Origin of the sequence: Acinetobacter sp. TAC-1 (genome assembly GCF_029025845.1) — a bacterium.
In the GTDB taxonomy this organism is placed as follows: Bacteria; Pseudomonadota; Gammaproteobacteria; order Pseudomonadales; family Moraxellaceae; genus Acinetobacter; species Acinetobacter guillouiae.
This window is the reverse complement of record NZ_CP118892.1, coordinates 22,404-46,297: the sequence shown is the minus strand read 5'-3', so window position 1 is coordinate 46,297 and position 23,894 is coordinate 22,404. Positions and strand designations below refer to the sequence as shown.

Annotated in this window: 16 protein-coding genes and 2 rRNA genes; 6 read left to right on the top strand and 12 right to left on the bottom strand. The window is 39.6% G+C overall.

Going from position 1 to position 23,894, the window contains the following annotated elements; translation table 11 throughout:
- Positions 1–6: 6 nt before the first annotated feature.
- From tssM to PYV58_RS00140, 9 genes are all read right to left on the bottom strand, one after another.
- Positions 7–3,909 (bottom strand): type VI secretion system membrane subunit TssM, encoded by a 3,903-nt coding sequence (gene tssM / locus PYV58_RS00180; RefSeq protein WP_259192033.1) that lies wholly within the window; start codon positions 3,907–3,909, stop codon positions 7–9.
- Positions 3,910–3,946: 37 nt separating this feature from the next.
- The gene (locus tag PYV58_RS00175) at positions 3,947–5,338 is read right to left on the bottom strand and encodes a hypothetical protein (protein WP_034617202.1); all 1,392 of its coding nucleotides are present in this window, start codon (positions 5,336–5,338) and stop codon (positions 3,947–3,949) included.
- The gene (tssG, locus tag PYV58_RS00170) at positions 5,339–6,331 is read right to left on the bottom strand and encodes a type VI secretion system baseplate subunit TssG (RefSeq protein ID WP_034617199.1); all 993 of its coding nucleotides are present in this window, start codon (positions 6,329–6,331) and stop codon (positions 5,339–5,341) included.
- Positions 6,295–8,103: a type VI secretion system baseplate subunit TssF gene (gene tssF / locus PYV58_RS00165; protein WP_034617195.1), complete on the bottom strand. Its 1,809-nt coding sequence runs from the start codon at positions 8,101–8,103 to the stop codon at positions 6,295–6,297. Before tssF ends, tssG begins: the two co-directional genes overlap by 37 nt.
- Before the next feature lie 17 nt (positions 8,104–8,120).
- Positions 8,121–8,594: a type VI secretion system baseplate subunit TssE gene (gene tssE, locus PYV58_RS00160; RefSeq protein ID WP_034617192.1), complete on the bottom strand. Its 474-nt coding sequence runs from the start codon at positions 8,592–8,594 to the stop codon at positions 8,121–8,123.
- A gap of 63 nt (positions 8,595–8,657) precedes the next feature.
- Positions 8,658–9,161 (bottom strand): type VI secretion system tube protein Hcp, encoded by a 504-nt coding sequence (locus PYV58_RS00155; RefSeq protein ID WP_004723558.1) that lies wholly within the window; start codon positions 9,159–9,161, stop codon positions 8,658–8,660.
- Between the two features lie 46 nt (positions 9,162–9,207).
- The gene (gene tssC, locus PYV58_RS00150; RefSeq protein ID WP_004823591.1) at positions 9,208–10,689 is read right to left on the bottom strand and encodes a type VI secretion system contractile sheath large subunit; all 1,482 of its coding nucleotides are present in this window, start codon (positions 10,687–10,689) and stop codon (positions 9,208–9,210) included.
- A complete protein-coding gene (gene tssB, locus PYV58_RS00145) occupies positions 10,682–11,191 on the bottom strand; it encodes a type VI secretion system contractile sheath small subunit (protein WP_004723560.1) in 510 nt (169 codons plus the stop codon). Before tssB ends, tssC begins: the two co-directional genes overlap by 8 nt.
- Before the next feature lie 29 nt (positions 11,192–11,220).
- The gene (locus PYV58_RS00140; protein WP_051671093.1) at positions 11,221–11,871 is read right to left on the bottom strand and encodes a hypothetical protein; all 651 of its coding nucleotides are present in this window, start codon (positions 11,869–11,871) and stop codon (positions 11,221–11,223) included.
- Between the two features lie 365 nt (positions 11,872–12,236).
- Here PYV58_RS00140 and tssH point away from each other — a divergent pair, with 365 nt between their 5' ends.
- Genes tssH through PYV58_RS00110 form a run of 6 tightly spaced genes read left to right on the top strand, consistent with a single transcriptional unit; the run spans position 12,237 to position 19,805 of the window.
- Complete coding sequence (gene tssH, locus PYV58_RS00135) at positions 12,237–14,909, top strand: type VI secretion system ATPase TssH (protein WP_034617184.1); 2,673 nt, start codon at positions 12,237–12,239, stop codon at positions 14,907–14,909.
- Between the two features lie 18 nt (positions 14,910–14,927).
- Positions 14,928–16,031 (top strand): type VI secretion system protein TssA, encoded by a 1,104-nt coding sequence (gene tssA, locus PYV58_RS00130; RefSeq protein ID WP_004723563.1) that lies wholly within the window; start codon positions 14,928–14,930, stop codon positions 16,029–16,031.
- 6 nt (positions 16,032–16,037) lie between these two features.
- Entirely contained in the window at positions 16,038–17,402 is a 1,365-nt protein-coding gene (gene tssK / locus PYV58_RS00125; RefSeq protein ID WP_004823587.1) for a type VI secretion system baseplate subunit TssK, read from the top strand.
- Positions 17,403–17,416: 14 nt separating this feature from the next.
- On the top strand, positions 17,417–18,217 hold the full coding sequence (icmH, locus tag PYV58_RS00120) for a type IVB secretion system protein IcmH/DotU (protein WP_004723567.1): 801 nt from the start codon (positions 17,417–17,419) through the stop codon (positions 18,215–18,217).
- Positions 18,218–18,228: 11 nt separating this feature from the next.
- Complete coding sequence (locus PYV58_RS00115; RefSeq protein WP_034617181.1) at positions 18,229–18,825, top strand: hypothetical protein; 597 nt, start codon at positions 18,229–18,231, stop codon at positions 18,823–18,825.
- Positions 18,822–19,805, top strand: coding sequence for a M15 family metallopeptidase (locus tag PYV58_RS00110; RefSeq protein WP_034617178.1), 984 nt, complete (start codon positions 18,822–18,824; stop codon positions 19,803–19,805). The genes PYV58_RS00115 and PYV58_RS00110 overlap by 4 nt, the downstream gene beginning before the upstream one ends.
- A gap of 266 nt (positions 19,806–20,071) precedes the next feature.
- Here the strand turns inward: PYV58_RS00110 and PYV58_RS00105 are convergent, their stop codons facing one another.
- The 3 genes from PYV58_RS00105 to PYV58_RS00095 all read right to left on the bottom strand — a co-directional run bounded on the left by PYV58_RS00105 (position 20,072) and on the right by PYV58_RS00095 (position 23,741).
- Positions 20,072–20,383 (bottom strand): ankyrin repeat domain-containing protein, encoded by a 312-nt coding sequence (locus tag PYV58_RS00105; protein WP_275059684.1) that lies wholly within the window; start codon positions 20,381–20,383, stop codon positions 20,072–20,074.
- A gap of 185 nt (positions 20,384–20,568) precedes the next feature.
- A 5S ribosomal RNA gene (gene rrf / locus PYV58_RS00100) occupies positions 20,569–20,683 on the bottom strand.
- A gap of 167 nt (positions 20,684–20,850) precedes the next feature.
- Positions 20,851–23,741 (bottom strand): 23S ribosomal RNA (locus PYV58_RS00095).
- Between the last annotated feature and the right edge of the window lie 153 nt (positions 23,742–23,894).

Here is a 23,894-nt window from a genome sequence, read left to right as displayed (position 1 = left end):
CTTTAATCATTGAGCCACTCCTTTTCCAGCAGCATTTGCCGCATTGCCAGCAGGTGCCGCAGTTGGGCTTGCTGGTGCAGTTGTCTGAGGCTTAGGTGCAGCTGCTGTCGGTGCAGTCGCACCGCCAAATGGTGAAGCCGCTGGTGAGTTTGCACTCACGGTAACAGGCGCTGCCTGTGCTGCAACAACCAATGGTGCTTTAGGGCTTGTGACTCGATCAACCAGTTTTAATCCAACATAGCCACGATTAGAACCAATTGGATTTGAAGCATTACCACTAATTAAACGGAATTGAAGTTTCACAAACAAATCACTGTTTTGTTTGCTTGCCCATGTCATTTCAAAGCTTCCATTCAATGACTTACGTTGTGCACTATCAATTAATTTATTGATGCCGTATTCACCTGGCTCATCAAATATAGTATGGGTTTGTCCATCTAAATCGATTGCCGTAATCCGTGCTCCCGGTATTGCACCAGGATTTGGCCACATGAAGTTAACCCATTGCTGGATGCCATTTTCATAAACCAAACGCTGCCCATCAATATCAATGGTATAGGACAATAATTTGTTGTTTGGGATTGGATAGAATTGGAAATTTGACTGATTGGCTGCAACTGGAGCACCACCTGCTGCTCCCGCAGAAGCACCATTGATTGGGGTGGTATATTGCTCAAAATTCATCACGAATTCAGGATTTAAACCTATACCCATGTTTTTCCATGTCTTCGATGACAACGTATAACCACGACGGATAACAAATGGATCAAGGGTTTCTTTTACAAATTTAGAAATGCTGCCGTTATCACCAAAAATTTGACTAATTTCACTACTGGTCGCTTGAATCGTTCCAGATGAGTTAAATGGCACTTTTTGCGAAAGTGTTTGGCTAAACGGTTGGAAAGCCTGCAAAGTCCAAAGTTTATTAATTTCGTCCTGTGCTGGGGTCAACAAACTGTCAAAAGATTGCGTTAATGGACTCACCAACAATTTTTGAACCATTTGCTGATCCAACTCACCCAAACCAACCGTCAATTTTTCATCGACGACTTTTTGAGTGGTGTTGAAAACTGAACTTTGATCATTAATGGTCAGTTTCGCTAAGGCCAAAGCACTTGGACCAAAGTCACCTGCACTGCGTAGATCATTCAGCTTACTTCTGACTTGCGCCATATTCTGTAAATAATCATCCAGCAGTGATTTGTTCTGTAAATCATCACGTTTACGGACCAATTGGTAGAATACTTGGAATTGTTGAGAAATCTGCCCTTGTGCTTGATTAGATGCACGTTGGATATCATCCGTTTTACCTTGACCTAAAACTTTACGCTTAAACCAAGCAATAAAGCCAGTTTGTGGTGCAGCAAGTTCAGCTTGAACGACTGGATTATCCCAACTGGTTTCTTTTGCAACACGGTCAATATAGGTACGGATTGGAGAGTTTTGTGGCTCACCCAACACATCCATGACCTTGGCTTGCTGAACAAAATCAGCACCTTTCGCATAATGGGTAGCATTAATAAACTTCTTCCATTCAGCTATATATTCTTGCTTATACAACTGGGTTAACTGTTTACGAATTTGGTCAGGACTACCACTAAAAGTTAAATCATCGGACTGGGTACTATTCAACACCCAATCTTTGGTATCTGTTGGCTTATTCGCAGCTTCTTCAATCGCTTTATCGACATATTCATCCCATGCTTTTTGGGTAAATATACCAGGCAATGCATAACCACCGAGCATGACATTACGATTGGTTTCACCGACAATTTGCGCCACCGTCACCGCAGGGAATCGAACAGCCGCACGCATTTTAATTTCATTATAAACGCGATCACGTGCTGGCATTCCACGTACAACAGAGAGCAACACTTGACGGGTTTGATCGACTAATTGCGCATCAGACTCTAACACTGGAAACTTCTTATCATTGGCTAAAGTCATTGAATAGCTCAATATTTTTTCAGCTTTTTGAATCATTTCGCCACGTGGCATTTGTCCACGATTGGTGTCTAACCATGAACGCCAGAAACGAGTGACTTGGTCACTTAAATGACTCGCATCCATATATTGTGGATTGCTCATCATCAAATAGGCTTTTAACGCATTGTAGGCATCTTGTGGATTGGTATCAGAAGGTTCTGATGCAATCTGTGTCGAAGATGCTTGTTTAATTTCTACATTGACATGATTTTGTTTTAGTGTCTGCTCATTGCCTTTTACACGCTGTAAATATTGCGCAATGTTTTGCTGACTCGGCGCTAAAACAATTTGTTTCACACCTTTTAAATATTCAGCTTTTAATTTTTCTTTTAAGTCATTGCCTTGATATAGACCAAACGAAAACTTCAACGGGCGATGCTGATCAAAATCATCCAATTGCTCTAAACGTTGTTGCAAAATCAGTAAAGCATCGATTTGGGTAGAGAGCTCTTGACCCGAAGTTTGCTCCATTTGCACAACTTTATTTAAATCGGCCTGAACATCTGCAATCAATTGTTGGTTATTACGATAAGACCATACCCATAGACCTAAAATGATGGAAACACCCAATAATGATGCAATAAACGCCAAATAACGTTTACGTTTTGTGGTCGGGTTAATATGTTGTTTGACTAAGTTTTTATCTTTGAGAATGACTTCTGAAAATAGCCCTTTTAAGAAATAGCCATGATTCTGAGAAATTGAATTTTGTGGAATACCATGTTCGCTGTTGGGGATTTTAGTCAGCTGAAAATCATCAACAATCTGTTCAGTCATCGGGCTTTCTATCACGCCCTCTTGTAAAGCACTGGTAAAGTAAAAGCCACGGAAGACCGGTTTAAATTGATACGGATTTTCTTCAAATAAAGTACCAATAAACGTTTTTAATACAGGTTTTAAGGTCTTAAATTCAAGAGGGAAAGTCATCACACTTGGCGAAATATTTTGCGCATGACGGCGACTTAAATGGGTGGTACTGACCCCTTTTAATCCATCATATAAAATATTGTAGTGCTTCTCGAAATGTTCTACGGCATTCTGTGATGATTCAGAATCATAGGGTAAGGTCGCGCCCCACACTTGATCAAACTCAGCAGATTCATAACATTCAAAAAATTCAGTGAATCCTGCAATCAAATCCATTTTAGAAAAGACCAAATAAACAGGTGCAAAAATTTCTAAACGTTCAGTTAAGTCTTGAATACGCGCTCTTAAACTTTTCGCCAATTTGATTGATTTTTCAGGGCTTTGACTGACCAACTCAGCCACACTAACAATCACAATTAAGCCATTGATCGGTGCTTTAGAACGGTTCTTTTTCAGAATATTTAAAAAGCCTAACCATTCTGAATGGTCTTCAGAATATACAGAGTATCGACCAGCTGTATCCAGCAAGACCCCTTCTGTTGAGAAAAACCAATCGCAGTTTCGGGTACCACTGAGTCCTGAAGACACCACTTTTTGATGGGTCTCTTCAAAGGGAAATTTTAGTCCAGAATGGTAAATTGCCGAGCTTTTTCCCGCAGCAGGGTTACCAATCACCATATACCAAGGCAACTCATAGAGTGCCGCATTACCACTTTTATCACCCAATTTAGACTTACGAATCAATTGGATCGAATCTTTCATCTGCTGATTGATCAGATTTAATTCTTCTTTATCTTTTTGTTTTCCATATTCAGCAGTGGTGTCTTGTTGAATCGCTTCAGCCAATGCTTCACCTTGTTCTGCATGTTTACGGCGCTGGATCAACCAGTAGATGCCGTAAATCACCAATCCAAGAATGTAAGCTGCAACCATCATAAAGAAGTACTGACGCGGCACTACACTATATGAAGAAACGAGCGCAACCAGAATCGAAAGCGCAATCACCAGTTTCGGGTTTGTGATGTACTGCCATGCATAGCTTAAAATTGTTTGTATCATTTTCTCTATTTCTTTCTAAATTTATCTGTAAGTTCTATGCAAACTCAGTCCCAACAAGCACTTGGGTTTGCTGATGTTCAGCACTATAAACATAACCGTACAACTCATCTTTAAAGTGCAAACTCAACATAAAACCAAAAACTTTGGCTAAGGGTTGGGTATGGCCTAGGCTATTTTTACTATAAAGATAATGATGCGCTTCAATCGCTGTTTCGGCAAAGTTTTGTTCAAGTTTCTTTAACAGCTTGATCTCTGCTGGGTCGTCTAAGACCAAGACAAAGGGCTGTTCTTGATCAAACTGTTCTGCTTGGTCTAAATTCAACTCTTTTAATGTTTTAGATGCCTGATCAGAATTTAAAGCAATTCGAATATACTTTATTGCTTGTAAATTTTGCAATTCGACCTGGGTATTTGTCATACAACAGGTACTGATATACTCAGATGGAATATATTTTTCAGTCATCCACGTCCGATCATCTATGGTTTCTTGATCAATTTCTGAATCTACTGCAATAAACAGTGATGCCTCAGCATCTAAGAGTTGGGTTCTTTTCAGCAACTTAATCCAATCTTTATATGCGGTTGTCTCACCCCAATAATGATATTCAGTGCCAAATTGCTGATCGAGAATGCCCAGCTCAGTAAGATAGTGGTGAACCAACTCTGAAGCTGAACTTTCATCCCAGCTATGGAATAAGTTTTCTGGCAAAATAACATGGATATTCAAACGATTAAGTCGCGGCACTGCTTCTGCGACCTGTTGTTCTATCGGCTCATCCTCATAGTCACGATGAGGGTCAATCCAAGCAGGATGCATACGATATTCATGTGCAAGTTTGGCATCATAAAAGAGCGCTGAGTTTTTTAGGTGCTCTGCAATTTGATACAACGTTTCAGTATTCTGTTCTAATTGCTGCTGAATTAATGCACTTATACGTTTTTGACGACTGGAAAGACTAGATGCCTCATCCTCTAACGGTTCTTCAATCTCTTGAACACGGAATGAAAGAATCGGTAAGCCATAGCCATTGACCAATTGCGAATCAAGTTCAGGACTTGCCACATCTTGAAGCTGATCAAGCTGTGCTTCATTTTCGCCTAAGGCACTTAAACTTGTCGCTGAATAAACTTTCAAGTCTACCCATTCAATTTTTTCTTCAACTTTAGCTTCAGTGGTTTGTTGTTGTTCTGAACGTTGTTCTGCCTCAATTCTTTGTTGTTCTTTCTTCTCTTGGCGGCTTTGATAAATCTTTTTGATCAACATTGGGCTTAGAATTAACAAAGTAATCGCCGCTGGAATCACCCCAAAGAAAATCAGAAAATCTTGCCCATTTGGGTCATATTTAATATCACGCCAATAAAACACCACGATTACCGAAACCAGTAATATTGTGCTGACTAAAGTTCCTAAAATTATTTTGATCACTTATGACACTCCAATCAGTGCATAACAGGTTTCATCATTGTCACTTTGAGTTTTTGGCATCACAAAAGCACCTTGTGCCAAACCGATTTGTGTTGTTGAGCTCAGTTGTAAAGGCTGGACTTCCTCTTTTGCCAAGACTAAACGTAGATCGACAAGTAAGGTGGGACTACACCAACTTTGCAGAATTTTCTTTAACTTCTTACTCAATTTTTTCTTGGGTAAAAATTCTAAATACTGTGCATGGCTCAATGGTCCAATTTGAATCTCAATTTTCCCATCAATTTGTCGGATCGTTTCTCCACAAAAAGTATTTACACCTAACAAAAAAGGCTGCTTGCCTCCCAAAGTAGTTTTCTGATCATCGCCGAGTTTAAACTTTTCGGTAATATATTCTTTGACTTCAACGTGTTGATTGAATACGCAGGTCAGCATTGTCTTTAGTGCATGGGCTGTATTGTTTTGCCCCTGCATCAGCCCAGAAAATTCAGCAAAATAATCGTCTAAATCACTCTGTTGATGTTGTGTCCGAATATAACCATTTAATGCATGCAGGATTTCTAAGTAATTATTTTCTTTCTCAACCTCATAACGTACAGGCAGGTTATAACTTAAACTGGCTTCAACAAATTGAGCTGTAAGCTTATGATTAAATAAGCCTAAAAACTTTTGAACTTCAACACGCTGTTTACGCGGTGCTTGTTTCACTTTATTGGTATAGGTATACGGCATTGCGCCTTGCATACCAGTTAAACCGACAATCAAATTGGTAAGATGAATTTTTTCATCTTGTTGTTCGAGTAATTCAATTTCATGTTTTGGGAAGTTCAAATTTAATGAACTTTCAAAAAGAAAATCGTCAGACCAATTCTTTAAAACAGCAGTATTGGGCGCATGTCTAAATAATCGTGTGGTTTGGATAAATTCAAAAGCTGTAGGGGTTTTAAAAAGCTCATCAATTACAGAAGCTTCTTGCCACCAACGTTCTGTACGCATTGGTATAACTCCTGTTTTGTATTTAAATCTCGAACAAAAACGTCAACAAAACTGTTCATCTGTACTTTTAAGTTAAAGATATGACTGATCAATTCGCTGAAAATATATAAGCTATGCCCTCTAAAGACTTGGACATCTACATCCATTAAAACCTTCACCCCACGTACAAACATTGGAAAGGGTTTGGCTTCAACCAGTTTATTGGTGATTTCAAACTCAATTTTTTTAATTGCATCAATAATTAAATGATTTTCTTTAGATTTTGGTAGGTTATAAAGCTCTAATAATTCTTTAATATGGCTGACAGCATCACCCTTCATTAACGCTAAAGTATTTAATGAAAGATGCGAAATAATACGCCATTGTTCATTCTTATTTTTTTCAAATTGGAACGGTGCAGTAGGTCTTTTTAACACCAATGCACGACGAGCAACGGTACTGTCATTCAAATTCAAGACATTATTTGACTGGCCTAAAGCTTCGTGCGGTAATTCACGATTGGAACATAACAATTTACAACTGACAAAATCAGACTTAATACTGTGCGGTTCTAATTGTTTAGAAATAATCGAATAGCCCGTTTCGACATATTGATTTTGTAAAACGGTTGGATTTAATGCATAAAAAAACTGAATATCGTCACCGTGATAATGACTCATGGCAAAGAAAGGTAAAATCGGATAAACCACTTGATCTTGGTTACTTTTTTCACGGATCAAATTCATTTCAACGATTGAATACACTTGATAGAACTCAGGATGATGTGCATCCGTCATCAAAGGATATTCTAAGTTTTTATGATTGATTTTTTGTGGCTCAGCTTGTTTCTCAAACAAATTGACGACAGGGCTAGTAAATAACTTAAAATTTGCCACATTCAATTCTGAATAATTGCGAATAATGGCTTGATCATTTAAATTCAGTTTTAAATGGATCTGCACTTCAAAACTTAGATTATCTTCTTTTAATAATTTTAAAAAATCTAAATTCAAATTTAAATAACTAAACTTTTCAGGAAAGCAGAAATATTCGATTAATAATCGGTAAGCATGATGGGTATGTTGATCAACCGGCAATAAACTTTCATTTTCATCAAAGCCCATCACTTCAAACGGATTTTTTATCGCTACAACTTTATGATTGATACGAAGACTAAAACTGGTCTCTTTATGAAAAATATGATCCAAGACTTGCAAAGGAAAGTTTGAAATCGCATCCAAATAAATGGGCAGCTTTTCATTTTTCAACCAATTTTTAGCAGGGTTTAATAACTCAAATTTTAAATTTAATGTCGCATTTTGGTTTAAATGAATATGTGCACTAGGATTGGTTTGGAAACTCAGGCTTTCCAGTTGGATCGGCAGCAATTTAACTTCAGCACTGGTATTAAACTCACATTGGACACCTTTGAAACTTCTCGATTTTAAAGTGGTCCCTTTGGGAATAATATGAACATCTGTCAACTGTTTTTGTTTGTTTAAGTCTTCAAAACTCACAACTGAACACGCCGGAAAATGGCGTAAATATTGAGGAAACATCACCTCAAATAAAGAGCGTGTAAAGATGTCGTAACTATCCGCTAACTTTTTATCAATACGTGCGGCAATTAAAGAAAATGCCTGTATCAGGCGTTCAATATGTGGATCATCAATTTGTTCTTGATTTAAAGATAATCGTTGTGCAATTTTTGGGTATTTATCTGCAAAGGCACGCGACTGCTGTCCAAATTCTTGTAATTGCTTTTCATAATACGGTAAAAGTTCTTCTATCACGACATACCTACTTTATTTTAAGATCTGGCAGAAATCACATATTGCTGTGTTGTTGGCTTAAGTAAGGCATCAAAAATTACAGGTTCATAAAGTGGGTGGATATTTAAATAAGCTTGAATGCTTAGGCATAACGAACCAACATTTTGGTCATCTAACTGCATTTCTACTTTAATTTGTTTTAAGCGTGGTTCATGTGCAGCAATCGATTGTTCTATGGACTGGCAGATGGTATCTCGATCGGTTGGATTCGCTGTTGAAAGCCCAACAAAATCAATAATGCCAAATTGTATGATAGACTTTTTTACTAAAGGGAAATCATCGATTTCCAAATCTAGCTTGGCAATGCGTGTATTTAATAAGTCTTCTAAATCATGAGCAACAGACTCTCTTAACTCATGAATCGAAAGCCCTTTGATATAATCATCTTCAACAATTAAACGATCAAATAGTGTAGATCGAAATCCATATGGGTATAGTTGATCTAAATTCATAATGTATATTCTAATAATATGAAACAGATAGGGACCCGAGTCCCTATCTGTTCCAACAAACAATTAAGCAGCGTAAGATGCAGTATTGTTAGAAAGAGACCATTTCTTAGTAACGGCACCTTTAGCAGAACCGTTAATATCTTGTTGATTATAAGTCCACTCAACCGCAGCATATTTAAGACCAAATGCTTCAGTTGGAACACCTTCTTCATTTACCGTAGGCGTTACACTTGAAACAAGTACATGCTTAAGTTTGATTTGAAGGTACTTAATACGTTTGTCACCATTTGCACGGTAGAAGTCAATTTGAACTTCATCAAATGTATAACCCGCAGAACAAGCTTCCCAAAGTTTTGGACTAGTTGCATCCAAATCTTTAACAAAAAGCATATCTGAGTGTTCTACACGTTCAGCAGTATGACCACCAACGCTTGAAGAAGTCGCAGATTTCGGCTGGCGAATATTATGAGACCAAGAATTAACTTCTAGCCAATTTTTGTGCTCAGAATCACGTGACTCGCCATCAACCTTGTACTTGCCTTGAAATTGAACGTATATATCTTTCATTGGATTACCCTTATTTTTTAAAGTTATTATTTAGCCACGCTCTATTTTAATTCGAGGACTGAGGTAACTCAGTGACAAGTCGCAAAGAAACCGACAACTCATCTAGCTGGAAATGCGGTCTTAAGAAGACCACAGACTTGTAGTGCCCTGGCTCTGCAGGATTCTCTACAACTTTTACAGAAGCTTCACGCAATGGATACTGCGCTTTAGCTTCTTGTGAAGCACCATCATCAAGCAATACATATTGTGATAGCCATTCATTTAAAAATGCTTCTACATTACCCGCTGAAGCAAAGCTTCCGACTTTATCTCGCATCATTGCTTTTAAGTAATGTGCAATTCGAGAAACTGCCATGATGTATTGGATCTGGCTCGATAATGACGAGTTCGCATTTGCCGTATCACTGTCATACTTCTTCGGTTTTTGCGTAGACTGTGCACCAAAAAATGCTGCGTAATCTGTATTTTTACAATGAACAAGTGGAATAAAACCTAAGTCACTCAACTCTTTCTCACGACGGTCAGTGATCGCAATTTCAGTTGGGCACTTAAATACAACTTCACCATCATTGGTTTTGAAAGTATGTACTGGTAGGCCTTCGACCATACCACCACCTTCAACACCACGAATCGCAGCACACCAACCATGGAGGTCAAATGCATTGGTCAAACGAGTACCGAACGCATACGCGGCATTCATCCACAAATATTCATCATGGTTTTGCCCTGAAACCTCTTCCACAAAGTTAAAGCCTTCAGTCGCCCAACCTTCTTTTGGATCATAAGGCAAACGGCCTAAAACGCGTGGCATTGTCAACGCAACATAACGAGCGTCATCGCTTTCACGGAAAGAACGCCACTGTACATATTCTGCTGTTTCAAATACTTTTGAAACATCACGAGGACGATCAATATCTGTAAATGATTCAAGGCCTAACATATTACTGCTTGCTGCCGAAATAAACGGAGCATGTGCCGCTGCTGCAACATGTGAAATCTGTTCTAACAGATACATGTCTGAAGGAGTACGGTCAAACTCGAAGTCACCGATCAATGTCGCATAAGGTGCGCCACCGAATGAACCGTATTCTTCTTCATAAACTTTTTTAAACAAGGTACTCTGATCGAAATCTGTCGCGCCTTGGAAATCTTTAACCAATTCTTTTTTCGTTGTATTTAACATACGAATTTTGATCAATGGATTTGAAGGTGACTCCTGACAGAAGTAATACAAACCACGCCAAGTCGATTCAATTTTCTGAAACTGCTCATTGTGCATGATTTTACTGAGCTGCTTTGAAATCAACGCATCTATTTCAGCAATACGCTTATCAATCGATAAAGACATATTTTCTGAAACAGTGATTGTTCCTGCCATCACTTCTTTGGCTAATTCACCAATCAAGCTTTTCGCACGGTCATGCTCTTCGTCATTACGTGCAATGCGGCTACGCTCCACAATAGAATCAAGTAAACTTACTTCTTCTACGGCTGCATCTTGCACGGTATTGGTTTGTAAATTACTCATTTTCAGGACCCGCCTCAGCGCTTAATTTACGAATCTGATCAGTATTTTGTAAGACTTCATCAAGTAAATCTTCCAAACGCTCACTATTTGAAATCTTATTTCTCAAATCCGTTAAACGTTCACGAGCTTCAACTAATTTTCTCAATGGTTCTACTTGTTGTACCACTTGTTCTGGTCTGAAATCTTCCATCGATTTAAAGGTTAAATCGACCGACATACGCCCACCCTCTTCAGTTAGCGTATTTTCAACTTGATATGCAGCACGTGGAGACAACGACTCCATCACTTCATCAATGTTTTCTAAGTCGACATTGATAAATTTTTTATCTTTTAATTTGGTTTTTTCTAACTCAGAAGCAGCAGAAAAGTCACCTAAAACACCGACAACAAAAGGTAACTCTTTAATTTCTTTACCATCACCGACTTCAACATCATAAGTCAGTTGAACACGTGGTGGTCGGATTCGCTGTAATTTCTTCTGTACACTTTCACGTTTTGACATTTTTGTTATCCATTAATTTGGGCAATAAATTATGTTGGGAAATTAGGTCTCGCTGCTGGATTCGACGTTGCTGGCTTTGGTTTTGCAGGCGTCGCAGTAGGCTTTGTCGCTGGTTTTGCAGCAGGCGTTGAGCGTGTTGGTGTAGTACGGCTCTTCTGAGGGCGACTTACCTTCTGAGGACGAGCACGCTCTACAACTGGGGCACTTTCCTGATTTTTTTCAACCAAAACTGCTGCTGGCATTGCTTGTCTAACTGCGTCAGTAAAACTTTTCGCAACAGGATAGGTTTTATCCTCGGTCAAATATCTCATTTCACGCGTGCGCATTTTACTCAACGCGTCAGAAGCTAAGCCAATTCCTGCAAGGAATTTGACATCTGTTAATTCATTGCTTTGGATGTTTTGCGTTTCTAAATAATTGACAATTTGGATGGCTTTATCATTTTTCCCAATTTGCTGAAACTTTTCTGCCGCCGAGACCAACAGTTTGTTTTTATTGTCTTTATTTTTCTTATCACACAATTGTGAATAGACCGCCAACAACTCAGGATTGGTTTCTCCCTCGACCATTGGGTAATCTTTTATACAGGATCTTTTTAGTTTGATTTCATCATCCGCGTAGACCAATGTAGTCGCCAATGATGCTCCAAGAACTAAAATATATGGAATAAAATTCTTCAAAATCCAACCTCAATATTTACTTGATTCAGTTATTCAATAGATTTACTTTTGATGTTTTATAAATATGTATAATTAAGCAATTTCGTTAAAGACTTAAAAATAAGACTAAAAAAACGTGCTCTCGTCAAGTTAAATTTCGTATCAATATTTTAACCGTTTGATAAAAATGACTTTTTTAATTGGTTGTATAATATACATAATATCCTGTCTTCACAAAAGTTTTTTTTTATGTAAAATATTTCCAGTGATTTTTAAAAAATTATTAAATATTTGATTTCAATATACTAATTTTAATGCCAAATTTATAGGCTAGAAAATTTAGAATTTATTTGCCTAGAAATAAAGTTTTTTGAGAGAGACAGAAAATGACAGATCTAAAAGTTTTGATTAAAAAGTTATCAGCATCTTCACGTACATCTTTAGAACAATCCGCCAATTTATGTGTAAACCATCAAAATTTTGAAATCGAAATCGAACATTTTTTTGTCAAATTATTAGAACAACAATCCAATGATCTTGAACTTCTACTTAATAAATACAAAATTTCAAAAGATGCACTTTTAACGGATTTATTAGAGTGTATTTCTCAACTTCCTAAAGGAAATACCCGCACACCTATTTTTTCCAAATCAATTGTTAGACTTCTAGAGCAAGCTTGGTTACTTGCTTCGGCTGAACCAGACCCAGTGATCCGAAGCGGTCATTTATTGATTGCGCTTTTAACAGCATCTGATCTTTATCAAATTGCCATTCGAGCATCGAGTTTATTTGATCTGTTTCCAATTGATACGATGAAGCATAAATTTTTGGAAATTTGTGTAAACAGCGCTGAAAATATTCCAACAACCGCTCAAGAACAAGAAGCTGAACTTAAGAATCAACCAACAGACCATTCTGCTTCAAGCAAAAAGACGCCTGCATTAGATCAGTTCACCATTAATTTGACTGAAAAAGCCCAAAAAGGTGGGATTGATCCAGTCATTGGTCGTGAATATGAAATCCGTTTAATGCTTGATATCTTAATGCGTCGTCGTCAAAACAACCCAATTTTAACGGGTGAGCCTGGTGTGGGTAAAACCGCAGTTGTGGAAGGTCTGGCATTAAAAATTTCACAGAACCAAGTGCCCGATGCGTTAAAAAATGTCCAATTACACTCTTTGGATATGGGCCTGTTACAAGCAGGTGCAAGTGTTAAAGGTGAGTTTGAAAACCGCTTAAAACAAGTGATTCAAGAAGTGCAACAGTCTTCTCATCCAATTATTTTGTTTATTGATGAAGCTCACACCATGATTGGTGCAGGCGGCCAAGCTGGGCAAAATGATGCTGCGAACTTATTAAAACCTGCACTTGCACGCGGTGAGTTACGCACAATTGCAGCAACAACTTGGGCTGAATATAAACAGTATTTTGAAAAAGATGCTGCTTTAAGTCGTCGTTTCCAAGTGGTCAAAGTAGAAGAGCCAACTGAAGAAGTCGCGATCGATATGCTACGCGCCATGATTCCAGTGATGGCTAGTCACTTTAATTTACGCATTGATGATGAAGCAATTATCACCGCTGTTCATTCTTCACATCGTTATATTAGTGGTCGCCAACTCCCGGATAAAGCCATTAGTGTGCTTGACACCGCTGCGGCTCGTGTTGCGCTAACCCAAAATGCTCAACCGGTCAAACTCGATCAACTTAAAGCACAACAACATAATTTAAATCTTGAATTCAATATTATTGAAAATGAACACCGCCACCAGCCAATTCATGAAGAACGTTTAGCTCAGTTAACATCATCATTGGAATTGCTTGATCAAGAAATTCAGCAAACAGAACAACAATGGCAAGCTGAATTGGCACTGATTCAAAAAATCCAAGCATTAGAAACTGCTGAACAGGCTGATTCTAACAAAGATGAGATCTTCAATACACGTACGCAGTTAGCTGAGCTACAAGGTCAGCAGCCATTGGTCTTTGAACGTGTAAATGCCCAAATTATTAATGAAATTATTTCAGACTGGACGGGTATTCCTGTTGGCAAAATGGTCAATGATGAAATTAAGCAAATTCTCAGTCTGGAAGAAAAACTTGAAAAACGTGTGATGGGACAAGATTATGCCCTACATCAGTTGGTTCAAGGTATTAAAACATCAAAAGCACGTTTAGAAGACCCAAATAAACCACAGGGTGTTTTCATGCTTGTTGGTCCAAGTGGTGTAGGTAAAACAGAAACTGCCTTAGCACTTGCCAATGAACTTTATGGTGGTGAGTCACATTTAATCACCATCAATATGTCTGAATACCAAGAGGCGCATACGGTTTCTTCACTCAAAGGCGCGCCTCCAGGATATGTCGGGTATGGTCAAGGCGGTGTTTTGACTGAAGCCGTTCGACGTAATCCGTATAGCGTTGTGTTATTAGACGAGATTGAAAAAGCACACAGCGATGTCCAAGAACTGTTCTATCAAGTTTTTGACAAAGGTACGCTCGAAGATGGTGAAGGTCGTGTGATTGATTTTAAAAACACCACGATATTACTGACGTCAAACACGGGCTCAAATGCCATCATGCAGGCATGCCTAAATCAACCTGTCGAAGAATGGCCAAGTGCTGAAGAGCTGACTGAACAACTCAAACCAAGCTTATACAAACAATTTAAGCCGGCATTCTTAGGCCGTATGCGAATTGTCCCTTATTTCCCATTACATGATGATCTGTTAGTCAGAATTATTGAGCATAAACTAGGAAAAATTACAGCACGACTCGAAAAACAGTATGAAACCAAAGTGACATATAGCGATGATTTAATCGAATTAATTCTAAGTCGTTGTACTGAAGTTGATAGTGGCGCTCGTAATGTTAATAACATTTTAAATGCCTCAGTGTTACCTGCTTTGGCCACTGAAATATTGGTGGCTTTGGCTGAACAAAAAATACCAAAAGTCATTCATATTGATACGAAAGATGATGAAATCATTTACCTATTAGATCCACAAGCGAAGCCAGCAAAGAAAAAGTCGAGCAAAAAGTCAAAAGTTGTGGAAGCTTAATATATACGAGTATAGAAAATGGATATAAATTTAGACGTCTTATTAGAGCCTATTTCTGATGCTCATCCGTGTGGAGAAGATTTATCTTTTTCCAATGAGTTTCACGAAATTAAAAAAGCACGTACCCATGATGATCCTTTATTAGACCAAGGTGATTGGATTTCTGAGCCAAAGCAAGCCGACTGGTCATTTGTTGCAGAAAAATCAATCCAATTACTCACGCAAAAAACCAAAGATATTCGTTTATTAACATGGCTTACTGAAGCTTGGACAAACCTCTATGGCTTTGAAGGTCTAATCAAAGGACTGGAACTGAGTCACCGTGTTTTAGAACAGTTCTGGTTAAAGATTCATCCTGAAATTGAAGATGACGACTTAGATCAACGCCTAGGCTTACTGCAAGGTTTTACCACCCAATTACCGAGCTTGGTAAAGAATGTTCCGCTCATCAACATTCAACCATTTTATTCACTTGCCCAATACGAAAAATTCTTACATTTACAGAATAATCGTCGTAAGCAAGCCGAAGATTCTGACAGTGTAGAAGCGTCCTTAGAATTAGATCAATTCAATCAGGCGCTATTCAACACCTCACGCACTTTTCAATATCAAAATTATCAGCAATTTCAAGAAATTTTGCAGCATTGGAATATTATCAAACAAACATTAGATGCACTGATGGAGCTGGAAGCACCAAGTTTTGCGAGCATCGATTCACAGTTTGAAAATATTCAAATGAATCTGAAAAAAATCTATAAAGCAGACTCATTTGGAAACAACACCAATACAGCTGCAGTTGAAGATACCCCAGCTCAAATGACAATGCCAGTAACAGAAACAACGCATTCAGCGCCAATTCCACAAGCGCAAACATTTCAACCTCAACCACAAAGCCATTTACAAAACCGTGAACAGGCAATGCGGGTTTTACAAGAGATTGCCGATTACTTTCAAACCAATGAGCCGCATAGTCCTGTGAGTTATATGCTGCAAAAAACAATTAAATGGAGCCAAATGCCTTTACATGAATGGTTAACTCAAGTCATTAAAAATGATAATCCCCTTGATTCTATTCAAGAATTATTGGGCGTAAACCAAAATAATGAATCTTCTGAATGGTAATCATCTATGTTTAAAGCAGAAAAAGTTCTTTGGGGTGAAGGTTTATTTTTAAGACCACAACACTTCCAATTACAAGATACGTATCAAGAACAACGACTTAACCACACCATTCGTTCAACGATTCCTTATCCTTATGGAATTAAAAATCTTCGATTTGACGAAACACAGCTGGGCACACATGTGCTTGCTTTAGAGCAAATTGATATGATTTGGCAGGATGGTGAAATTTACCAAGCGCCGGCCAAAGATCTGTTACCACAACCGATTTTATTGGATGAACTGAACTTACGTGGGGAAATGTTAATCTACTTAGCATTGCCTATTTTACAACCGAATAAGAAGAACATCTCTGATGAACAGGATAAACAACCTGCTCGCTACCATTCATATTTGAATGAAACTCACGATCTTTTTACAGACGCATCCCCTGCTGAAATTACATTTCTTCGACGCCGAACGGAATTTAAACTTTTTGATGTTCAAGCAGATCCAAATCAAGATTTAGATGGTTTTTTATATCTCGCCATCGGAAAAATTCGACGTCATAGTTCAGGGAATTTTGAGATTGATTCAAAATATATCCCACCAATTTTACATATTCAGTCAAATGAAACCTTATTGGCAAATTTGAAGCGAACGTTGAACGTTGTTCGTGCCAAAATTAAAATGATTCAAACCAATAACCGTGAAAATGAACAAAAGCTCATTGAGTTTAGATCGGGTGATATTGTTTCATTCTGGTTGGTCAATGCACTAAATACTGCTCATGCGACCTTGAATCATCTGTTACAAAATCCGCAGATTCACCCTGAAAAACTATTTTTTGAACTTCTGCGTTTAACGGGTTCATTGCTGACATTCTCGACCGCATATGAAGTTGAACATTTACCACAATATCAACATCATAACTTGCAAGATAGCTTTAGCCAGCTTGATAAAATTTTACGCGAATTGCTCGATACGATTATTTCAAGTCGTTATATCAGTATTGCGCTAAAAGAAATTCGCCCATCTTATTGGGTGGGAAGCTTAGAAACAGATAAAATCACTAAAGAATCAAGACTTTATATCGCTGTTTCTAGTAGCATGATGCAAACCCATGAACTGATTCAAATTGTCCCACTGCGTTTCAAAGTCGGGAATACTGTCGATGTTGAACAACGTGTTGTTGCAGCACTTCCTGCAATCCCAATTCATCATTTAGTCCAAATTCCAACTGCTATCCCGGTACGTTCTGGTGTGAATTATTTTGAAATTGAACCACATCATGAAATGTATCAACGTATGCTTGATTCTGAAACCATCTGTATATATGTCCCTGCAGGTTTCCAAGATATCAGTATTGAATTAATTGCAGTGATGAATGGTTAAGCGAGGAGTATATCATGAGCCAGAATAATATTGCCCCCTCACTGTTTGATGATGGACAAATTGGTGGAGGATCTTTACCGCAACAGTCCAAAATCACACAAGCAACCAATTTAGTCGACCTTCTACATGACGGATTTTATATTGTTTTCTTATTAAAGAATCAGTATGTGCCAGAAAATGCAAACGGCTTTAAAGACAAAATTTTAGACTTGTTGAATCGTTTTGAACATCAAGCAAAAAAACTGCAGTTTTCTCCTGAAGATATTCATGATGCAAAATATGCATATTGCGCCTTAATTGATGAAACCATTGTTACTCAACAAGATCCATCATTCTTTAACCTACAAAATCATTGGTTAATCAGTCCACTCCAATTAACTTTATTTGGTTCACAGCTTGCAGGTTATCGTTTCTTTGAGTTTCTCGAACTGATTCGTGCTCGTGGTAAAGAAAGATTGGCTTCTCTCGAAGTTTTTCATTATTGCTTATTGCTTGGATTCCAAGGTAAGTATCGTATTGAATCAATTGAAAGTTTAAATCATCTTGTGGCACGAGTCGGTGATGAAATCGATTATTTAAAAGGCAAAAAGACGGCCTTTTCTCCTTTTGCGGCTTTACCAGATCAAATCAAAAATATTATTCATAAAGAATTACCCTTTGTTTGGATTTTAATTTTCCTGTTGTTATTTGCTGTACTGGCTTTCGCTGGCCTAAAATTCATGTTGAATAAGACGGAAAATGCTTCTATTGCGAAATTTAATAATGTGATTTCTGCACCTGCTGAACAAGCACATATCACTATTCAATTGCCTTGACAGGTTGAATTATGACACAAGAAAAACAAACATCTATTCGTATATTACAAAGTAAACCCGCTAAAAAAACATTGGGGAAATCATCTGTTTTTCTACTTGGTTTAATTGCTGGGATGGTTATCTCTGCTATTTTCTTTTTTGTTTTTATCAATATCAACCCAACAGAAAATAACAGTACCAATACGGAGTCGGTTGCAACACAAGAACCTGAACTACGCGATGTGCATGCTGAAGAAACAGCAACCAATCATCACGATGAAAATGCTGGTGCATATAAGCAGCATATCAATGAAAAAGATTTCAATCAGATTTTTAAACATGAAAATAAGGTTGCTGCTCAGAAAAATCCAAATCCGAATGCCTCCCCGTTTGAACAAATGCTAAAACCAGAGGCGAAACCAGCAGTGCCACCGCCAGCTGCAACCAGACCACAAGCTGCAATAACCGCAAAACCAGTACCAAAAGCGAAAGTAGAAGCAAAAGCAGAAACTGCGGCTAAACCTACTGAAAAAGAAGCCGCACCTAAAAAAGAGGAAGCGCAAGAAGCTTCCCCTGAAGGTACAGTGAAAGTGACGATAGACCGTAAAGTCATAGAAAACAAACCATGATTTTGTTTGTTGTCATTTGTTTTATCTTTTTGGTGCTTGGTCTAACTTTTCTGATGTCTTATGAAATTAGACATAAAACTTTAGACTACCTTAAAACACTTTTACCACAAGGTAAGAGAAAGCTGGCTTCTGCAAAGCACTTTGCAGAACAAATGAATCAAGCAGCCTCAGCCAATCAAACCCAAACCCATTGGCATTTACAGCAATGGTGGATTTTAATTGCGGGTTTCTTTTTACTTTCCAGCATTCTTGTTTTTGCATTTACACGACCAATTGATCCGACAAAGGTTGAAGCAGAATATTTAAGAAAAGCTGACCCTCAAATTTATGCGCTATTAAATGGTGAGGTTTTAACCCCTCCTCCAGCAGTGGATGAAAGCTTAATTGATGCTGCGATTGTTCAAGCACAGATATTGGAAAGAGAAAATCCTGTTCCAAATCATCAATTTCCGAGTGTAAATCCATCAGCTATAGATAATGAAGGGATTGGAGATCAACGTAGCAGCTTCGATACAGCAATGGTTGACCGTAAATGGGACAAAATGCATCCAAGTTATAAGCAGCGTTTACTCATGGTCTTTAAAATCATGAAAGAGCGCCATGGTTATGAAATGGTGCTTTTAGAAGGTTATCGTAGTCCAGAACGTCAAACTCGTTTATCTGGCAACACAGCCACGACTTTAGCCAAAGCCTATCAAAGTTATCATCAATTTGGTTTAGCAGCCGATGTTGCCTTTAAACGAGATGGTAAAGTTGTTATTTCTGAACGAGATCCTTGGGCATGGAAAGGTTATCAATTGTATGGGGTTGTTGCTGAATCTGTAGGTTTAACATGGGGTGGGCGTTGGACACGCATTCACGACTATGGTCATACTGAGTTCCGTATGCCAGGACTGCGTAAAAACCGTGAATCTGCTGAACGCTTGATTGCTGAAGCACAAGGCAAAGGGCTTATGGCAAATAATATCGATGTAAATTAATAGCCATGTTGTCTGTGTAGGAAAATGCTTACAGCAATCACAGCGATTGTCATCTATACGATCAAAGCCTAGTCTTATATTCTATAGTTATAGGGAACAGGAAGTTTCCCAGACATAAAACAACAATAAAGCGTCTGAGCATCAGGAACGTGAGATTCGACAGGAGTCAGATCTAACACACCAATACGAAGAAAACCCCATCAGGATGATGGGGTTTTCTTTTTATATCTATAGAATATCTGATTCACATCATATTGTTTGAGAATCTATAAACCATTTAAATACGTAATAATCTGTTGATTTTCAGCCATTTCTGCAAGCTCTAATGCGGTAAATTGGCTTTTATAGTCTTTGTTTGCGCCTTTAGAAATTAATAATTTAACGATATCTAAATGATCATTTTCCGCCGCAGCTTGTAGCGCACTATAGCCCTCATCATCAGTTTGATTGACATCAACACCTTGTGATAATAGTTGTTCGACCTGTTCAAACTCTCCTAAAGATGCAGCATACACCAGTTCAGGAAGATGTAATTCTTCATCATTATTAGGAAGCGGTGAGAATGAGTTAAGTTTCATAAGAAATACCAAATTTTTGTTCAATTATTATTTAGCTAAAAATTTTAAAGGTCAACAGTTCATTATTCAATGAATTCAGTCATCAATTAGCTCAATATAAATAGATCTGTTTCATTTCGCTAATAAACACCACGCATAAAAAAACACCCCGCTCTCGCTAGAGATCGGGGTGTTTTAGATTTAAAAGCTGGCGATGACTTACTCTCACATGGGTAACCCCACACTACCATCAGCGCTAAGAGGTTTCACTTCTGAGTTCGGGAAGGGATCAGGTGGTTCACTCTTGCTATTGTCGCCAGCAAACTGTTATGGACTTGTTCGGGTCTTATTTAAATGCCTTACTTCGTACCAAATGAGTTTAACAGAACATTTGAGTTGGGTATTGTAACTAGCTTTTCAACTAAATCAAGTATGTTTGATCTTTTATGAATCAAATGATGCTTCATATACAACTGCTTGGGTGTTGTATAGTCAAGCCTCACGAGCAATTAGTATTGGTCAGCTTCATGCGTCACCGCACTTCCACATCCAACCTATCAACGTCGTAGTCTTCAACGGCTCTTTAGAGGACATAAAGTCCTAGGGAAATCTTATCTTGAGGTAGGCTTCCCGCTTAGATGCTTTCAGCGGTTATCCCTTCCGAACATAGCTACCCGGCGATGCGACTGGCGTCACAACCGGTACACCAGAGGTTCGTCCACTCTGGTCCTCTCGTACTAGGAGCAGATCCTCTCAAATTTCCAACGCCCACGGTAGATAGGGACCGAACTGTCTCACGACGTTCTAAACCCAGCTCGCGTACCTCTTTAAATGGCGAACAGCCATACCCTTGGGACCTGCTTCAGCCCCAGGATGAGATGAGCCGACATCGAGGTGCCAAACACCGCCGTCGATATGAACTCTTGGGCGGTATCAGCCTGTTATCCCCAGAGTACCTTTTATCCGTTGAGCGATGGCCCTTCCATACAGAACCACCGGATCACTAAGACCTACTTTCGTACCTGCTCGACTTGTGGGTCTCGCAGTTAAGCGCGCTTTTGCCTTTATACTCTACGCGTGATTTCCGACCACGCTGAGCGCACCTTCGTACTCCTCCGTTACTCTTTAGGAGGAGACCGCCCCAGTCAAACTACCCACCAGACATGGTCCTCGTCCCGGATAACGGGACAGAGTTAGAACCTCAATATTACCAGGGTGGTATTTCAAGGATGGCTCCATAGCAACTGGCGTCACTACTTCAAAGCCTCCCACCTATCCTACACAAGTAAGATCAAAGTTCAATGTCAAGCTGCAGTAAAGGTTCACGGGGTCTTTCCGTCTAGCCGCGGGTACACCGCATCTTCACGGCGATTTCGATTTCACTGAGCCTCTGCTGGAGACAGCGCCCCCATCATTATGCCATTCGTGCAGGTCGGAACTTACCCGACAAGGAATTTCGCTACCTTAGGACCGTTATAGTTACGGCCGCCGTTTACTGGGGCTTCGATCAAGAGCTTCGCTTACGCTAACCCCATCAATTAACCTTCCAGCACCGGGCAGGCATCACACCCTATACGTCCACTTTCGTGTTTGCAGAGTGCTATGTTTTTAATAAACAGTTGCAGGGGCCTGGTTTCTGTGGCTGCCAATAGCTCAAGGAGCAAGTCCTATCACCGTCAGCAGCGTACCTTCTCCCGAAGTTACGGTACCATTTTGCCTAGTTCCTTCAGCAGAGTTCTCTCAAGCGCTTTGGTCTACTCGACCTGACCACCTGTGTCGGTTTAGGGTACGATTCCTGTGTAACTGAAGCTTAGAGACTTTTCCTGGAAGCATAGTATCAGCCACTTCGCTAGTAAACTAGCTTGCTATCAGCTCTCAGCATAGAGCACCCCGGATTTGCCTAAGATGCATGCCTACTGCCTTTCACCTGGACAACCAACGCCAGGCTGACTTAACTTTCTCCGTCCTCTCATCGCATTACACAGAAGTATTGGAATATTAACCAATTTCCCATCGACTACGCCTCTCGGCCTCGCCTTAGGGGTCGACTCACCCAGCCCCGATTAACGTTGGACTGGAACCCTTGGTCTTTCAGCGAACGGGTTTTTCACCCGTTTTGTCGTTACTCACGTCAGCATTCGCACTTCTGATACCTCCAGCATACTTCTCAATACACCTTCATCGGCTTACAGAACGCTCCCCTACCACGTATACATAGTATACATCCGCAGCTTCGGCATATAGTTTTAGCCCCGTTACATCTTCCGCGCAGGCCGACTCGACTAGTGAGCTATTACGCTTTCTTTAAAGGGTGGCTGCTTCTAAGCCAACCTCCTAGCTGTCTATGCCTTCCCACATCGTTTCCCACTTAACTATAATTTGGGGGCCTTAGCTGGCGGTCTGGATTGTTTTCCTCTTGACTACGGACGTTAGCACCCGCAGTCTGTCTCCCGGATAGTACTCATAGGTATTCGGAGTTTGCATCGGTTTGGTAAGTCGGGATGACCCCCTAGCCGAAACAGTGCTCTACCCCCTATGGTATTCGTCCGAGGCGCTACCTAAATAGCTTTCGGGGAGAACCAGCTATCACCGAGTTTGATTAGCCTTTCACCCCTATCCACAAGTCATCCCCTGGCTTTTCAACGACAGTGGGTTCGGTCCTCCAGTTAGTGTTACCCAACCTTCAACCTGCTCATGGATAGATCACCCGGTTTCGGGTCTATACCCAGCAACTAAACGCCCTATTAAGACTCGATTTCTCTACGGCTCCCCTATGCGGTTAACCTTGCTACTGAATATAAGTCGCTGACCCATTATACAAAAGGTACGCAGTCACCGAACAAGTCGGCTCCCACTGCTTGTATGCATGCGGTTTCAGGATCTATTTCACTCCCCTCACAGGGGTTCTTTTCGCCTTTCCCTCACGGTACTGGTTCACTATCGGTCAGTCAGGAGTATTTAGCCTTGGAGGATGGTCCCCCCATATTCAGACAAGGTTTCACGTGCCTCGCCCTACTCGTCATCATTATATGTGCCCTTTCGTGTACGGGACTATCACCCTCTACGGTAGCACTTCCCAGAGCTTTCCGCTAAAACACATATAACTTAATGGGCTGATCCCCGTTCGCTCGCCGCTACTGAGGGAATCTCAATTGATTTCTTTTCCTAAGGGTACTGAGATGTTTCACTTCCCCTCGTTCGCCTCGCATGACTATGTATTCATCATGCGATACCTACCTTATGGTAAGTGGGTTTCCCCATTCAGAAATCTCCGGATCACAGGATATTTGCCGCCTCCCCGAAGCTTATCGCAGGCTATTACGTCTTTCATCGCCTCTGACTGCCAAGGCATCCACCACATGCACTTAATTACTTGACTATACAACCCCAAACAGTCGTTAATCCCTACAAGGAGGATCAACAATGTGAACTTAATCACTTCTATTTGTTGCCTGTGAACTTAATCACCATACAGCTTCAATTTAATTCATATACCAAAACGCTTGATTCAGTTTTATCGCTAGTGCTCATT

Excerpts from the sequence above, each read along its gene's own strand:
- tssH (WP_034617184.1), top strand. The coding sequence starts at position 12,237 with ATGACAGATCTAAAAGTTTTGATTAAAAAGTTATCAGCATCTTCACGT.
- PYV58_RS00105 (WP_275059684.1), bottom strand. The coding sequence starts at position 20,383 with ATGAAACTTAACTCATTCTCACCGCTTCCTAATAATGATGAAGAATTA.
- tssC (WP_004823591.1), bottom strand. The coding sequence starts at position 10,689 with ATGAGTAATTTACAAACCAATACCGTGCAAGATGCAGCCGTAGAAGAA.
- PYV58_RS00110 (WP_034617178.1), top strand. The coding sequence starts at position 18,822 with ATGATTTTGTTTGTTGTCATTTGTTTTATCTTTTTGGTGCTTGGTCTA.
- PYV58_RS00155 (WP_004723558.1), bottom strand. The coding sequence starts at position 9,161 with ATGAAAGATATATACGTTCAATTTCAAGGCAAGTACAAGGTTGATGGC.
- icmH (WP_004723567.1), top strand. The coding sequence starts at position 17,417 with ATGAGCCAGAATAATATTGCCCCCTCACTGTTTGATGATGGACAAATT.
- tssE (WP_034617192.1), bottom strand. The coding sequence starts at position 8,594 with ATGAATTTAGATCAACTATACCCATATGGATTTCGATCTACACTATTT.
- tssB (WP_004723560.1), bottom strand. The coding sequence starts at position 11,191 with ATGTCAAAACGTGAAAGTGTACAGAAGAAATTACAGCGAATCCGACCA.
- tssG (WP_034617199.1), bottom strand. The coding sequence starts at position 6,331 with ATGCGTACAGAACGTTGGTGGCAAGAAGCTTCTGTAATTGATGAGCTT.
- tssA (WP_004723563.1), top strand. The coding sequence starts at position 14,928 with ATGGATATAAATTTAGACGTCTTATTAGAGCCTATTTCTGATGCTCAT.
- tssK (WP_004823587.1), top strand. The coding sequence starts at position 16,038 with ATGTTTAAAGCAGAAAAAGTTCTTTGGGGTGAAGGTTTATTTTTAAGA.
- PYV58_RS00115 (WP_034617181.1), top strand. The coding sequence starts at position 18,229 with ATGACACAAGAAAAACAAACATCTATTCGTATATTACAAAGTAAACCC.